Source organism: Streptomyces mangrovisoli (assembly GCF_000974985.2).
Classification (GTDB): Bacteria; Actinomycetota; Actinomycetes; order Streptomycetales; family Streptomycetaceae; genus Streptomyces; species Streptomyces mangrovisoli.
In genome coordinates, this window is sequence record NZ_LAVA02000058.1 from 133,412 (window position 1) to 147,164 (window position 13,753).

Sequence of the window (13,753 nt, forward strand, 5' to 3'; positions counted from 1 at the left end):
CCGCGCTCAGTTCCGACGCCGGACGACGGCGACCGGGCAGTGCGCGTGGTGCAGCATCGCCTGGCTGACCGACCCCAGCAGCATCCCGGTGAAGCCGCCCCGGCCCCTGGCGCCGACCACCAGCATCCGGGCGTCCTTGCTCGCGTCGATCAGGACCTCACGGGGTTCGCCGCTCAGCACCTCCTGCCGGACCTCGACGTCGGGGTAGCGCTCCCGGCGCCCGGCGACGGCCTGGGCGAGCAGTCGCTCGGCGCTCTCCACGCCGGTCCCGGGCGGTACGTGGTCCGGCAGCCAGGCGTGCACCGCGAGGATCTCGGTGTCGCGCAACGCCGCCTCGGCGAAGGCGAATTCGATCGCCCCCTCGCCTTCGGCCGAACCGTCGACGGCGACCACGACGGGCCCGTCGCGGTTCGGTTCGTCGCGGACGACCAGCACCGGGCAGTGGCTGTGGGCGGCCAGCGACACGGCCGTGGAGCCGAGCAGCATGCCGACGAAGCCGCCGCTGCCCCGGCGCCCGACGACCAGCAGGTCCGCGGCGCGCGACTCCGCCGCCAGCACCGACACCGCGCCGCCGATCATGACGCTGTGGGTGACCTCCACGTCGGGCACGATGCTGCGCGCGTGCTGTGCGGCGTCGTGGGCCAGGCTGTCGAGCGGCCCGGGGTCGAGCGGCGCGTACAGGGCGCCGACGGGCCAGCTGAAGGCGTGCACGACGTGCAGCCGCGCCCGGCGCCGCTGGGCCTCCCGCGCGGCCGCCACCACCGCGCCGTCGCTGGACGACGAACCATCTGCTCCTACGACGACCAGGCCGCCCATGGAACCTCCACGGTCATGTCGGTGTGCGCCCCCCTCTCGCCTCTCCTTCCAGCCTCACCCCACCGGGTGGCCGCCGCCAGCCGACCCCGGGGCCGGGTACGGCCGCCTCCCCTGCGGCACGCGGCGTACGGGTCCGCAACCGCGCGGGCTGCCGGGGCTGCCTCCGGGCCAGGTACAGCGCCACGGCCAGCGCCGCCAGGACCGCGGTCGCCGCGCCCGCGGCCATGCCCCAGCGCACCCCCGCGTGCTGGGAGACCCAGCCGACGACGGGTGCCCCCACCGGGCTGCCGCCCATCGAGATGACCGTGTACACCGCCATGACCCGGCCGCGCATGACGTCGCTGACCTCGGCCTGCGCGAACGCGCTGACCGCCGTGTTCAGCGTCATCAGCGTGAAGCCGACGGGCAGCAGCAGGACGAGGAAGGCCGGGTAGGTGGGCATGGCGGCCGCGACCGCCTCGAAACCGCCGAACAGCAGCGCGCCGACCACGACCGTGCGGGCCCGGGGCGAGACGCCCCGGGTGGCGGCGATCGTCCCGGCGACGGTCCCGACCGCCAGCGCGGTGTTCATCAGCCCGAGTCCCTGCGAGCCGCCGTCGAAGACCCGTCCGGCGAACAGGGTCAGCGTGGTGGGGAAGTTGACCGCGAACGTGGCCGTCACGCCGAACACGGTGAACACGCCGACGAGTTCGGGCCGCGCGGCCACATAGCGCAGCCCCTCGGCCCCCGCTCCCGTCCACGGCGGCCGGTCGACGGCACGCGACGAGCGTCCCCGCGGCCGGATCGAGAGCAGTCCGGCCAGGACGACGGTGAAGGACACGGCGTTCAGCGCGAACACCCACCCGGCCCCGACCGCGCCGACCAGCACGCCGGCGATCGCCGGGCCGATCAGGCGGGCCGCGTTCAGCGAGAGGATGTTCAGGCCCGCTGCCCTCGGGATCAGCGCCCGGCCCACCAGCTCGGTGACGAACGAGAGCCGGGCGGGGTTCTCCACGGTGAACACGCCGCCCAGCGCGAAGGACAGGACGTACAGCAGCCAGAGCGGGGCATGGCCGGTCAGCACGGTCACCGCGAGCAGCGACGCCTGCGCCGCGTACAGCGTCTGGGTCACCAGCAGCAGGGTCCGCCGGTCGTACCGGTCGGCGACGACGCCTCCCCACAGGCCGAACAGCAGCACTGGGGCGAACTGGAGTCCGGCGACCCAGCCGAGCGCGGTGCCGCTGTGGGTCCGGGTCAGGACGAACCAGTCGAGCGCGACGCCCTGCATGGCACTGCCCACGTTGGACACCAGGCCCGTGCCCCAGTAGACCCGGTAGTCACGGACCGCGAGCGCGGCGAACGCCCCTGACGGAGCTGTGCTGTCGGCGGTCATACGGCTCTCTTCGAGGGATCGGGCCAGCGCGGCGTGCGCGACCGGCGCGAGGCGACGAGGGCGCGGCGGGGCGACGAGGGCGGGCAGGACGGCAGCGGACGTCGGCGGACACCGACGCTCCAAGTCCGCGCGGCGACAAGGCCGTAGACGGGCGAAGGCGAAGGCGAAGGCGAAGGCGAAAGCGAAACGGAGGGACGCGGCGAGGGGTCAGCGACAGGTCTGGTCGAACTGGTCGGCGCGGCGGCCCGCCCAGAACGGATCGAGCAGCACGACACGTGGCTGACCTGCGGACTCCATGGCCGGATCAAAACACACGGTACGCGTGGCGTCCACCATGTGTCCCGCGGTGCGAGACGGCCGGCCCGCGCCAACCGGCCGTACGGGCACCGGCATTGACGTACGGCGAAACCGCTTCGTACGATCGCGGTCGGCATTGAGTGTCAGCGTCAAGCCCTGGCTCGCTGACCGGCAACCCTCCCGCGCGGTGGGGTGCTCCAGGTGAAAGCCCGGCGGGATCACCGACGATTCCCGCAAGCGCGAGGCCCCGCGAACGGGGCCGAAGACGGGGGGAGGACCGGCATGTGGCAGCTCGCTGAGCCCGCTTCCTCCTTCGCCGACGCCACCGCGTTCTCCCGCCTGTCGCGTCGGCGCCACATCGATCTGAAGCGTTCGGCCAGCTGCTTCTGTCGGGCCTGACGAGCCCGGATGCCGTCGGCGGCCGGTTCTCCGGCGCCCGCGAGCACGGCCTGACGTCGCTCGCCGGCCACGGCTGACGCCTGCCCGTCGCCTCGCCACCGCCTTCGGTGTCGTTTCCCCGGCCTCCTCCGCCCACCGCTCCCCCCGTCGTCGGCGCGTCGCGCCGCCGGGTGGCGCACACCCCTGCGCGGCCGCGCTCGCGCGACCCGTCCATGCCTGGTGACCCGAGTAGGAGACACCCCTCCGTGAGAGCACTACCGTCCTTCGGACCGACCCGACGATCGTCCCTGACCGCCCTGCTCGCCACCGGACTTCTGCTGACCGCCTGCGGCTCGGGCGGTGACGGCTCCGGCGGTGCGAGCGGCCCGGCACGGTCCGGCGGCACCCTGACCTTCGCGGTGGGCTCCGACTCCGGCTGCGTGGATCCGCAGCAGGTCGGCAGCAACGACACCATCTACTCGGTCCGCCAGATCGTGGACTCCCTGACCGACCAGAACCCGAAGACGGGCAAGATCGTGCCCTGGCTGGCCAAGAGCTGGGAGGTCAGCAGCGACGCGAAGACGTTCACCTTCCATCTGCGGTCGGGCGTCACCTTCAGCGACGGGTCCGAGTTGACCGCGCAGGTGGTGAAGGACAACTTCGACGCGGTCCCGAAGCTGGGCGCGCTCGGCACCCTCGCCGAGGGCTATCTCAGCGGCCTCGAGAGCACCACGGTGGTCGACCCGTTGACCGTCAAGGTCACCTTCGAGCAGTCCAACGCCCAGTTCCTGCAGGCCACTTCGACGCACTCGCTGGGCATCGAGTCGTCGGCGAGCGTGCAGCGGACCCCGCAGCAGAAGTGCGCGGACGGCGTCATCGGCTCCGGGCCGTTCGTGCTCAAGCAGTACGTGCAGAACCAGTCGATCACCCTGGCCCGGCGTACCGGCTACGACTGGGGCTCGGCGCTGTGGTCCAAGAAGGGCGCGGCCTACCTGGACAAGGTGGTGTTCAAGGTGGTGCCCGAGTCCGGGGTCCGGTCCGGCAGTCTCCAGTCCGGCCAGGTGGACGCGATCGGCAGCGTAGGCCGGGCCGACGAGGCGGCGCTCAAGGGCGGCCAGGTCACCCTCCAGAGCCGGGCCAACCCGGGCGTGGTGTTCGGCCTCGGTCTCAACAACGCGCGGCCCCTGCTCAAGGACGCCAGGGTCCGCCGGGCGATCGTGGCCGCCGTCGACCGCAAGCAGATCGCCGACACCGTCTTCCCCACCGGCACCCGCCCGGCCACCAGCGTCCTCGCGCACACCACGCCCGACTGGACCGACCTCTCCGCGGACCTCGCCCTCGACACGGCGAAGGCCAAGTCCCTGCTGGACGCGGCCGGCTGGAAGACCGGCAGCGACGGCATCCGCGCGAAGGGCGGCAAGAAGCTGCGCCTGACCATCACCTGGTTCCCCAACGCGGCGACCAACCAGCCCGCGCTCGAACTCGTCCAGCAGCAGCTCAAGGCCGTCGGTATCGACGTCGTGCTCAAGCAGCTCCAGGTGAGCCAGTTCTCCACGACGGTCCAGACCGGCGACTACGAGGTCGTGTGGACCAATGTGACCCGCTCCGACCCGGACATCCTGCGCAGCTCCTTCTCCACCCGGCTGACGAACTTCTACCACCTCCCGGCCGGTTCGCTGGACTCGGTGCTGGCCGCGCAGGCCGCGACCACCGACACCGCGACCCGTGCCGAGCTGGTGGGCCAGGCGCAGAAGCTGCTCGTGCAGAACGCCTACTACGTGCCGGTGGTCGAACTCCAGACCCAGCTCGGCGTGGCGAAGAAGGTGCACGGGCTCGCCTTCGACTCGGGCAGCCGCGTCCAGCTCCACGACACCTGGATCGGCTAGACCGTGCGCCGGTATGTGATCAAACGGCTGGCGCAGGCGGTCGGTGTGCTGTGGGCGGCGTACACCGTGTCGTTCCTGGTGCTCGACTTCCTGCCCGGCGACCCGGTCAGCGCGATGGCCGGCGCCGGGATGGACTCGGGCCAGGTCGATCCCGCCCGGATCGCGGCGCTGCGGCACGAGTACGGCTTCGACAAGCCGGTCCTCGCGCAGTACGCCGACCATCTCGGCAGGGCGCTGCGCGGGGACTTCGGCGACGCGGTCTCCACGGGCCGCCCGGTCACCGCCACGCTCGCCGACGCGCTGCCGCAGACCCTGCGCCTGACGGGCGCCGCACTGCTGCTCGCGGCGGTGCTCGGCGGCGGCCTCGCGGTGCTGGCGACGTACACCAGCAGGCGCTGGCTGCGCCAACTGCTGCTGTCGCTGCCTCCGTTGGGGGTGTCGGTGCCGACGTTCTGGGTGGGGCTGCTGCTCGTCGAGGCGTTCTCGTTCCGGCTGCACTGGTTCCCTGCGTTCGGCAACGACGGGCTGCGCGGCCTGGTGCTGCCCGCCCTGACGCTCGCGATCCCGACCGGCGCGCAGGTCGCGCAGGTACTGGCCAAGTCCCTGCTCACGGCGCTCGACCAGGCCTATGTGGAGACCGCGCGCGCCAAGGGCGCGGGCCGCTGGCGGGTGCATCTGCGGCACGCGCTGCGCAACGCCTCCCTGCCCGCCCTCACCGTCGTCGGCCTGCTCGTCGGGCAGCTGATCGCCGGTTCGGTGGTCGTGGAGACGGTCTTCTCCCGGGACGGTCTGGGCCGGGTGACCGCGGCCGCGGTCACCGCCCAGGACATCCCGCTGGTCCAGGGGGTGGTGGTGTTCGGCGCGCTGATCTTCGTGAGCGTGAACCTGATCGTCGACCTCGTGTATCCGCTGCTGGACCCGCGGATCGTGGTGGCCTCGGACCGGAGGGCGGGCATCGCATGAGTCAGTCCCTGCTCGACGGCCAGGCCGAGGCCGCCCCCGGCCCGGCCCGGCCGCTCGACCCGCGGACCCCGTCACCGGCGGGGCGCGTCACCGGCCTCCGGCAGGCGCTGCGGTTCGTGCTGCGCCGGCCCGGCCTGCTGCTGTCCGTCGTCGTGCTGGTGCTGGTCGTCCTGGCCGCGTTCCGGCCCGAGCTGTTCACCTCGCAGGACCCGTTGAAGGGGGTGCCGTCGCAGAACTTCCGCGGCCCGAGCGGCAGTCACTGGTTCGGCACGGACGAACTCGGGCGGGACGTGTTCTCCCGCGTCGTCCACGGCGCCCAGCTCTCCCTGAAGGCCACGCTGATCGCGGTGCTGGTGGCGTTCGTGGTGGGCGGCCTGCTCGGCGTGGTGGCCGGATTCACGGGCCGCTGGGTGGACGACGTGCTGATGCGGTTCGTCGACATCCTGCTGTCCATCCCTGCGCTGTTCCTGTCGCTGGCGATGGTCACCGCGCTCGGGTACGGGACGGTGAAGGTGGCCGTCGCGGTGGGCATCGCGAGCGTCGCCTCCTTCGCCCGGGTGGCGCGCGCCGAGGTCCTGCGCGTACGGCAGGCGGTCTTCGTCGAGGCGGCCCGCTCCTCCGGGGCGCGCTGGTACTCGATGCTGGCACGCCATGTCCTGCCCAACGCGGCGGGCCCCGTCGTCGTGCTGGCCACGCTGGACCTCGGCTCCTCGATCCTCGCCGTGTCCGCCCTGAGCTTCCTCGGCTACGGCGCCCCGCCGCCCGCCCCGGAATGGGGCACGTTGATCTCCGACGGCCGCAACTACCTCTCCAACGCCTGGTGGTTGACGGCGCTGCCCGGTCTGGCCGTCGCGGCGACGGTGCTGGCCACGAACCGTGTCGCGCGGGCGCTGGACGGCGAACGGGGGCGCCGGCCATGACCCGCCCCGGCCGACGGGAGCGGCGGTCGAGGCCGCCGGTCCCGGCCCACCCACTCGACGAGAACGGCACGGACATGACCACACCCCTGCTGGAGATCCGCGGCCTGTCCGTGTCATACCGCACGCGGGGCGGCACGGTCGCGGCCGTACGCGGCGTCGACCTCGACGTGTTCCCCGGGCAGGTGACCGCCGTGGTCGGCGAGTCCGGCTCCGGCAAGAGCACCACCGCGCACGCCGTCATCCGGCTGCTGGCGGCGGGCGGCATGCTCGACGCGGGCACCATCCGCTTCGGCCGGCACGACCTCGTCACCCTGTCCGAGGCCGAACTGCGCACCGTGCGCGGTACGGGGATCGGACTCGTACCGCAGGACCCGACCGTCTCCCTCAACCCGGTCAAGCGGATCGGGGAGCAGGTCGCCGAGGTGCTGCGCATCCACGGCCTCGCGACGCGCCGCGCGGCCGCCGCCGAGGCGGTCGCCGTGCTGGACCGGGCGGGGCTGCCCGACGCGGCCGTCCGCGCGCGCCAGTATCCGCACGAACTCTCCGGCGGAATGCGGCAACGGGCTCTGATCGCCGTGGCCATCGCGGCGAACCCCCGGCTGATCATCGCCGACGAACCCACGAGCGCGCTCGACGTCACCGTGCAGCGCGTCATCCTCGACCATCTCCAGCGTCTCACCGAGGAGTCGGACACCGCGATCCTGCTCGTGACCCACGACCTCGGGGTGGCGGCCGACCGGGCGCAGCGCCTGGTGGTCATGGAGCAGGGCAGGGTCGTGGAGGCCGGCGAGACGGCCACCGTGCTGGCGGACCCCCAGCACGCCTACACGAGGCGGCTGTTGGCGAGCGCGCCGAGCCTGACGGGCCCCTCCGCGGCCGCCCGGGCCCCGATCACCACGGCACCCCGTGACGCATCCCGGCCCGAACCCGCCGAGTCGAGTCCACCCCTGGTCGAAGTCCGGCACCTGGTCAAGGAGTTCCGACTCCCCCGGGCCGCGGGCGGACACCGGACCCTGCGCGCGGTCGACGACGTCGGCCTCACCCTGCGGCGCGGGCAGACCCTCGCGCTCGTCGGTGAATCGGGCTCGGGCAAGTCGACGACGGCACGCCTGGTCCTGCGCCTCACCGATCCGACGTCCGGGCAGATCCTCTTCGACGGCGCGGACGTCACCACCGCCAAGGGCGCCCAGGTGCGGCAGTTGCGCCGCCGCGCCCAGCTGATCTACCAGAACCCCTACGCCTCCCTCGACCCGCGCCTGTCCATCGGCGAGGTCATAACGGAGCCGCTGCGGGCGTTCGGGGTCGGCGACCGCGCGGCCAGGCTCGACCGCGCCCGTGACCTCCTGGACCGGGTGGCGCTGCCCGCCGCCACGCTGGAGCGCCGCCCGGCGGAGCTGTCGGGCGGCCAGCGCCAGCGCGTGGCGATCGCCCGCGCCCTCGCCCTCTCCCCCGACCTGGTGGTCTGCGACGAGCCGGTCTCCGCGCTCGACGTGTCCGTCCAGTCCCAAGTTCTCGAACTGCTGGCCGAGTTGCAGGCGGACACCGGAGTGGCGTACCTGTTCATCTCCCACGACCTGGCCGTCGTACGGCAGATCGCGCACCAGGTGGCCGTCATGCGGGCCGGACGCGTCGTCGAGACGGGGCCGCCCGCGGATCTCTTCGCCGAACCCCGCCACGCGTACACCCGCGAGCTGCTCGCCGCGATTCCAGGCAGCCGCCTGCCCGTTCCCGTCGCGGACACCGCCACCACGAGCTGAGGACCCGCTTCCCATGAGCACTCCGACCATCACCTCCCTGGCCTTCCTCACCCCCGGCAACTTCGCCGACGACGATCCCCACCCGGGACTCGAGGAGACGCTGCGCCTCTTCGAGTACGGCGAGCGGCTCGGCTTCGACGGGGCCTGGGTCCGCCAGCGCCACCTGGAGCACGGCGTCGGCTCGGCGGCCGTGTTCCTCGCCGCGGCCGGCCAGCGCACCGAACGGATCGAACTCGGCACGGCGGTCATCCCGATCGGGTACGAGAGCCCCTTCCGCCTGGCCGAGGACCTCGCTCTGGCAGACGTGCTGTCCCGGGGGCGGCTCCAGGTCGGCTTCAGCACCGGGATGCCGCACGCGGAGCTGCTCGGCGACCTGGTGTACGACGGCGACTGGCGCGACTTCGACCTGTCGTACGGCAGGATCGCGCGGGTCGTCGCGCACCTGCGCGGCGGCTATCTCGGCGGCCCCGACACGGTCATCCACTCACCGGGCAACGTCCAGCGACCACGCCTGCAACCGCACGCTCCCGGGCTGGCGCGGCGCGTCTGGTACGGCGGCGGCAGCCTGCGCTCGGCCCGCTGGGCCGCGGAGAACGGCCTCGGCCTGCTGACCGGCAACATCGTCACCGGCGAGCACACCGACGACTTCGGCACGGCCCAGCTGAACCTGCTCGCGGAGTACCGTCGCGCGCCCGCCGGGGACGGCCCGCGCCGGGTGGCGCTGGGCAGGGTCGTCGTCCCCCTCGACAGCGCCGACGCGGCCACCCGGGCCCGCTACCGCGCCTACGCGGCGAGCCGCCACGAACGCACCCTCGCCCCACAGGGCCCGAAGCGCGTCCTGTTCGCCCCGGACGTGGTGGGCACCGCCGACCAGATCCTGGAGCGGCTGACCGCCGACCTGGTGCTCGCGCAGGTGTCGGAGCTGCGCCTGGAGCTCCCGTACGAGTTCCACGGCGAGGAGTACGAACAGATCCTCCACGACGTACGCCACCTCGTCGCACCGGAACTGGGCTGGCGCCCCGCGCCGACCGACGACGGCCGATCCCGCCCCGCCGAACCCGGAACACGATCCCTTCCGTCGGCCGCCCGCGGCGGCTCGGCGGTCCGTACGATCGAGGCATGATGGACCCCGGTCCCGACGGACGGGCCGTCGACGAGGTGCGCTTCCGCCTCGATCGCGCCGCGGGGCCCGGGCCCGGTGGCTCAGGCGGCGGTCTCGGCCAGGAGGTGAGGGCCGTTGTTGCGGACGTTGTTGACGGCGGTGGAGACGGGGCGGGCGTCCAGGTTGCCGTCGGCCGGCCGGCCGAGCAGGGCCCGCAGCTCGTCGGGGTCCTGGTGGGCCGGGTCGAGCCAGGCGTCGTAGTGGTCGGGGGTGAGGGCCAGCGGCATGCGCGGGTGGACGCGGCCGGCCGCGTCCGTGGCCTCGGTGGTGATGATCGTGCAGGTCGTCAGCCAGGCGGCCGGATCGTCGTCGGCCTTCACCGCCGGGTCGCGCCAGTACTCGTACAGACCGGCCAGCGCCATGATCTGGTCGTCCTCGGGGTGGATGAAGTACGGCTGCTTGCGCGTACGGCCGGTCCCGGGGTCCTTCACCTGCTCCCATTCGTAGAAGCCGTCGGCGGGCAGGAGGCAGCGGCGACGGGCGAACGCGCGCCGGTAGGCGGGCTTCTCGTGCACGGTCTCCACCCGGGCGTTGATCATCCGGGACCCGACCTTCACGTCCTTGGCCCAGGAGGGCACCAGGCCCCAGCGCAGCGGCAGCAGCGCGCGCTCGACCGCCGAGGGGCCGTCGTCGCCTCGCGACGCGCGTTCGAGGACGGCCCACACCTCGTCGGTCGGGGCGACGTTCCAGCTCGGCGCGAGCGTCTCACGCGGGGGCGGGTCGGCCACGCCGAACAGCGGGGCGAGGTCCTGCGGGCTGCGGGTGGAGGCGTATCGGCCGCACATGCCGCCCACTGTGCCATCCTCGCGGGCCCGATGCGTCACCCCCCGGCGGATCGGACCGTGTGTCAGCGGTGCCCCAGCACATTGACGACCCGCCCGTTGGGGTCCCGGACGAAGAAGCGCCGTACCCCCCACTCCTCGTCCTGCAACGGGTGGACGATCTCCGCGCCGCTCTCCCGCACGAGCGCGTAGGCCGCGTCCACGTCGTCCACCTCGACGCTCAGGTCCGGCGCGACCGGCGCCGTCTTGTCGTACGCCATGAAGCTGACCTGCGCCGTCGGCTCGGACGGGGACGCGAGCGTCATGATCCAGCCGTGGTTCATCACCTCCTCGAAGCCGAGCAGGCCGTAGAACTCCCGGCTCTCCGGCACTGCCTCGGACCGGACGTTGGGCACGACACGGCGAACGGTCATCGACGACTCCAGACAGGGGGGTAGGGGCGATTCTCCCGCGAGCGGTACGTTACGTCCCCGGCCCAACCGGTGCGCCGTACCGCCGGATTGGCCACCTGTTAGCGTGCCCGGATGGAAGATCTGGGACCCGTGGCCTGGCCACCCGCGCCGATCAGGACCGAGCGGCTCGTGCTCCGTGAGCCCGAGACCCGCGACCGTCCGGTCTTCGTCGAGCTGCACGCCTCGCCGGAGGTGCACAGCTTTCTCGGTGGCCCCCGGCCACGTGCCGAGCTGGAGCGGGAGATGCCCGAGGCGCCCGGGAAATGGCCCGGGAGCTTCGTCGTCGAACGCGACGGGGACATGATCGGCCAGGTCCTGCTGCGGAGGGCGACGGAACACCGCCGCCCGGCCGCCGCGGGGAAGGTCGATCTCGGTTACCTGTTCCTGCCGCGGGCGTGGGGGCTCGGATACGCGGCCGAGGCCTGCACGGCGGCGCTCGGCTGGCTCGCCGACGTCCTTCCCGGCGAGCCGGTCGTCCTCACCACGCAGACCGCCAACACCGCCTCGATGCGGCTCGCGGCGAAGCTGGGGTTCACGGAGGTGGAGCGGTTCGAGGCCTGGGACGCCGAACAGTGGCTCGGGATACGGGCCCCGGCCTGAGCCTTGGCCCCTTCGACGGACTCGGCCCCGTCAGCGGACTCGGCCCCGGCTCCGGCTCCGGACTCGGCCCCGTCGCCTGTCTCGGTCCCGACCCCGGCCCCGGACTCGCCGTCCCGTTGAGCCGGGGCACCGCCGCCCCGCCCCCGCGCTCCTCAAAGCGGAGATCGCGCCCCGTATTCTCGGAGCATGGCCGGGGCAGAGACACAGCGGGCGGAGCGGGGACCGGGACGGCCCCGGCAGGAACGGGTCACGGACGACACCCTCGACGCGGTGATCGAGCTGGTCACCGAGAAGGGCGTGAAGGCCGTGACCATGGATGCCGTGGCCGCGCGTGCCGGGGTGAGCAAACCCGCCATCTACCGGCGCTGGCCGTCCAAGCAGGCACTGATCATCGCGGCGGCCGAGTCCCGGATCGGCCCGCTCACGGTGCCGGACCTGGGTGACATCCGCGCCGAACTCCGCGAGGTGCTGACGGCGCGCCTGACGGCGTACCGGCTGCCGGGTACGGCACGGCTGCTGACGGAGCTGATGACCGCGGCCGCCGAGGCGGGCGGTCCGCAGGTGGCGTACGGCGACTACACCGAGCGGATCATGTCCGAGACGCGCCGCATCCTCCAGCGGGGCATCGCCCGGGGCGAGGTGCGGCCCGAGGTGGACATCCGGTCGGCCGCCACCCTCGTGGCGGCGCCGCTGGTCTACCGGCTGCTGGCCGAGCGCGAGCTGCCGAACGCGCGGTTCGTCGACGACCTGGTGGACATGGTCGTCCGGGCCGTCGGGCCCTGAGCGACATCGAGCGCTCCGGGGCCCGAGCGGCATCGAGCGCTCCGGGCCCTGAACGGCATCGAGCCGGCCGCGGGGTGCGCGGCCGGCTCCGTTACGGGCGTCGGTCACCTTGCCAGGCGGCGGGCGTCCGCGGCGGGATCGATGAGCGCCACGGCCGCCACGCCTCCGACGGCGAGCAGGACGGCCGCCAGGACGACGGCGTTCCCGTAGCCCGCGCCGCCCCGGAGGTCGATCAGGTATCCCGTCAGCGCGGGGGCGACCAGGCCGGCCAGGGTGACCGCCGCGTTCATGAGGCCGAGCGCGCCACCGCGGCGACGCTGCGGGACGAGTTCGGCGACCGACGTCACCGCCACCGTCGACATGGCCCCGGACAGGCCGAAGCCCACCAGCAGGAGCAGTACGGTGAGCGGACCGCGCCCGGTCTGCGAGAGGACGCCGCAGCCGGCCGCCGACACGAGCAGGGTGATGCCGCCGAGGCGGCCCCGCGCCCATCGGCTGCCCACGCCACGCCGTAGCAGCCACCCGGTCGCCGCCGCCTGGGCCAAGAGCGCCACGCCGTTGACCGCCCAGATCCCCGCGACGACGGCGGCGGAGGCGGAGGCCGAGTAGCCCAGGCCGTCCTTCAGGTAGGAGGGCACCCACACCAGCGACAGCGCGATCATCCAGTACGTGCCGAAGTAGCCGACCGTGGCGCCGATCCAGGTCCGGGTGGCCAGGATGCGGCGGTACGAGGGGGCGGGCGAGGTCGCCGCGTCGGCACCGTGGAGCTCGGCGGGGCGGGGGGCGGCGACGTCCGCGGAGTCGTTCACGGGGTCGTCCGCGGAGTCGCGCGCCGAGCCGCCCGCGGGGTCGTCCGCGCGCGCGGGGCGGTCCTTGCCCAGGGCGGCCCATGCCGCCGCCCACACCACGCCGACGACGGCGACCACCGCGAAGGCGGCGCGCCAGCCGTGATGCTCGATGACCCAGGTGAGGCCCGGTGCGGCGAGCACCACTCCGAGCGTGACGCCGACGCTGATCAGCGCACCCGGCAGATTGCGGCGGTGGTCGGGGAACCATGCCAACGCGGTGTGCTGGGCGACGGGAAAGGCGGGGCCCTCCGCGGCGCCCAGCACGATCCGCGAGACGACCAGCGCCGCCACCCCGCCGCCCAGGGCCATCGGGGTCTGGGTGAGCGACCAGGCGACCGCCATGCCCAGGAGCAGCCACCGTGGCCGCACCCGGTCCGCGAGCAGTCCGCCCAGCGCGCCGGACAGGGAGAACAGCAGGAAGAACGCGCTGTTGGCCAGGCCGAACCCGGTCGCGGACAGGCCCAGGTCGTGCCGTATCCGATCGGCGGCCAAACCCAGGACGGACTTGTCGGCGAAGTTGACCATCATGAATGCCACCAGCAGACCGGTGACGGTCCATGCCCGCCGTCGGTGGCTGCGGCTCGCCGCCACGGGGTCGGCGAGGGGGGCGAGGGTGAGATCGGTGTTGGGCACGAAGGCTCCGCGAGGGTAGCTGCTCCAGGGCAGGCGAGGTCGGCGGGCAACACGAGGAACGGGCGACGCGAGGGCGCACGCCGACGGATCGGTGCGCGCGGGCG

Annotated in this window: 13 protein-coding genes and 1 riboswitch; of the genes, 8 read left to right on the plus strand and 5 right to left on the minus strand. The window is 73.4% G+C overall.

Annotated elements, in window-relative coordinates; translation table 11 throughout:
* Positions 1 to 6: 6 nt before the first annotated feature.
* Positions 7 to 816, minus strand: coding sequence for a universal stress protein (locus WN71_RS24125; RefSeq protein ID WP_079178063.1), 810 nt, complete (start codon positions 814 to 816; stop codon positions 7 to 9).
* A gap of 13 nt (positions 817 to 829) precedes the next feature.
* Positions 830 to 2,188 (minus strand): MFS transporter, encoded by a 1,359-nt coding sequence (locus WN71_RS24130; RefSeq protein ID WP_052743102.1) that lies wholly within the window; start codon positions 2,186 to 2,188, stop codon positions 830 to 832.
* Between the two features lie 429 nt (positions 2,189 to 2,617).
* Positions 2,618 to 2,731, plus strand: a riboswitch (SAM riboswitch).
* 36 nt (positions 2,732 to 2,767) lie between these two features.
* Here WN71_RS24130 and WN71_RS43360 point away from each other — a divergent pair.
* From WN71_RS43360 to WN71_RS24155, 6 genes are all read left to right on the plus strand, one after another.
* Positions 2,768 to 2,884: a putative leader peptide gene (locus tag WN71_RS43360; protein WP_338058697.1), complete on the plus strand. Its 117-nt coding sequence runs from the start codon at positions 2,768 to 2,770 to the stop codon at positions 2,882 to 2,884.
* Between the two features lie 245 nt (positions 2,885 to 3,129).
* Positions 3,130 to 4,749, plus strand: coding sequence for an ABC transporter substrate-binding protein (locus WN71_RS24135; protein WP_046588131.1), 1,620 nt, complete (start codon positions 3,130 to 3,132; stop codon positions 4,747 to 4,749).
* Between the two features lie 3 nt (positions 4,750 to 4,752).
* Positions 4,753 to 5,712: an ABC transporter permease gene (locus tag WN71_RS24140; RefSeq protein ID WP_046588132.1), complete on the plus strand. Its 960-nt coding sequence runs from the start codon at positions 4,753 to 4,755 to the stop codon at positions 5,710 to 5,712.
* Complete coding sequence (locus WN71_RS24145; RefSeq protein ID WP_046588134.1) at positions 5,709 to 6,632, plus strand: ABC transporter permease; 924 nt, start codon at positions 5,709 to 5,711, stop codon at positions 6,630 to 6,632. Before WN71_RS24140 ends, WN71_RS24145 begins: the two co-directional genes overlap by 4 nt.
* 74 nt (positions 6,633 to 6,706) lie before the next feature.
* The gene (locus WN71_RS24150; protein WP_046588137.1) at positions 6,707 to 8,389 is read left to right on the plus strand and encodes a dipeptide ABC transporter ATP-binding protein; all 1,683 of its coding nucleotides are present in this window, start codon (positions 6,707 to 6,709) and stop codon (positions 8,387 to 8,389) included.
* A 13-nt stretch (positions 8,390 to 8,402) separates the two neighbouring features.
* Positions 8,403 to 9,512: an LLM class flavin-dependent oxidoreductase gene (locus tag WN71_RS24155; RefSeq protein WP_046588140.1), complete on the plus strand. Its 1,110-nt coding sequence runs from the start codon at positions 8,403 to 8,405 to the stop codon at positions 9,510 to 9,512.
* An 80-nt stretch (positions 9,513 to 9,592) separates the two neighbouring features.
* On the opposite strand, the gene WN71_RS24160 is transcribed toward WN71_RS24155, so the two are convergent.
* Positions 9,593 to 10,336 (minus strand): SOS response-associated peptidase, encoded by a 744-nt coding sequence (locus WN71_RS24160; protein ID WP_046588258.1) that lies wholly within the window; start codon positions 10,334 to 10,336, stop codon positions 9,593 to 9,595.
* A gap of 62 nt (positions 10,337 to 10,398) precedes the next feature.
* Positions 10,399 to 10,746: a VOC family protein gene (locus tag WN71_RS24165; protein ID WP_046588142.1), complete on the minus strand. Its 348-nt coding sequence runs from the start codon at positions 10,744 to 10,746 to the stop codon at positions 10,399 to 10,401.
* A gap of 111 nt (positions 10,747 to 10,857) precedes the next feature.
* Here WN71_RS24165 and WN71_RS24170 point away from each other — a divergent pair, with 111 nt between their 5' ends.
* Positions 10,858 to 11,385: a GNAT family N-acetyltransferase gene (locus WN71_RS24170; protein ID WP_046588144.1), complete on the plus strand. Its 528-nt coding sequence runs from the start codon at positions 10,858 to 10,860 to the stop codon at positions 11,383 to 11,385.
* Positions 11,386 to 11,571: 186 nt separating this feature from the next.
* The gene (locus WN71_RS24175; RefSeq protein WP_046588146.1) at positions 11,572 to 12,168 is read left to right on the plus strand and encodes a TetR/AcrR family transcriptional regulator; all 597 of its coding nucleotides are present in this window, start codon (positions 11,572 to 11,574) and stop codon (positions 12,166 to 12,168) included.
* 104 nt (positions 12,169 to 12,272) lie between these two features.
* On the opposite strand, the gene WN71_RS24180 is transcribed toward WN71_RS24175, so the two are convergent.
* Complete coding sequence (locus WN71_RS24180) at positions 12,273 to 13,649, minus strand: MFS transporter (RefSeq protein WP_052743103.1); 1,377 nt, start codon at positions 13,647 to 13,649, stop codon at positions 12,273 to 12,275.
* Positions 13,650 to 13,753 lie beyond the last annotated feature (104 nt).

Bases quoted from the DNA above. Each gene is read 5' to 3' on its own strand.
- WN71_RS24145 (WP_046588134.1), top strand. From the start codon at position 5,709: ATGAGTCAGTCCCTGCTCGACGGCCAGGCCGAGGCCGCCCCCGGCCCG.
- WN71_RS24125 (WP_079178063.1), bottom strand. From the start codon at position 816: ATGGGCGGCCTGGTCGTCGTAGGAGCAGATGGTTCGTCGTCCAGCGAC.
- WN71_RS43360 (WP_338058697.1), top strand. From the start codon at position 2,768: ATGTGGCAGCTCGCTGAGCCCGCTTCCTCCTTCGCCGACGCCACCGCG.
- WN71_RS24150 (WP_046588137.1), top strand. From the start codon at position 6,707: ATGACCACACCCCTGCTGGAGATCCGCGGCCTGTCCGTGTCATACCGC.
- WN71_RS24170 (WP_046588144.1), top strand. From the start codon at position 10,858: ATGGAAGATCTGGGACCCGTGGCCTGGCCACCCGCGCCGATCAGGACC.
- WN71_RS24130 (WP_052743102.1), bottom strand. From the start codon at position 2,188: ATGACCGCCGACAGCACAGCTCCGTCAGGGGCGTTCGCCGCGCTCGCG.
- WN71_RS24160 (WP_046588258.1), bottom strand. From the start codon at position 10,336: ATGTGCGGCCGATACGCCTCCACCCGCAGCCCGCAGGACCTCGCCCCG.
- WN71_RS24155 (WP_046588140.1), top strand. From the start codon at position 8,403: ATGAGCACTCCGACCATCACCTCCCTGGCCTTCCTCACCCCCGGCAAC.
- WN71_RS24175 (WP_046588146.1), top strand. From the start codon at position 11,572: ATGGCCGGGGCAGAGACACAGCGGGCGGAGCGGGGACCGGGACGGCCC.
- WN71_RS24165 (WP_046588142.1), bottom strand. From the start codon at position 10,746: ATGACCGTTCGCCGTGTCGTGCCCAACGTCCGGTCCGAGGCAGTGCCG.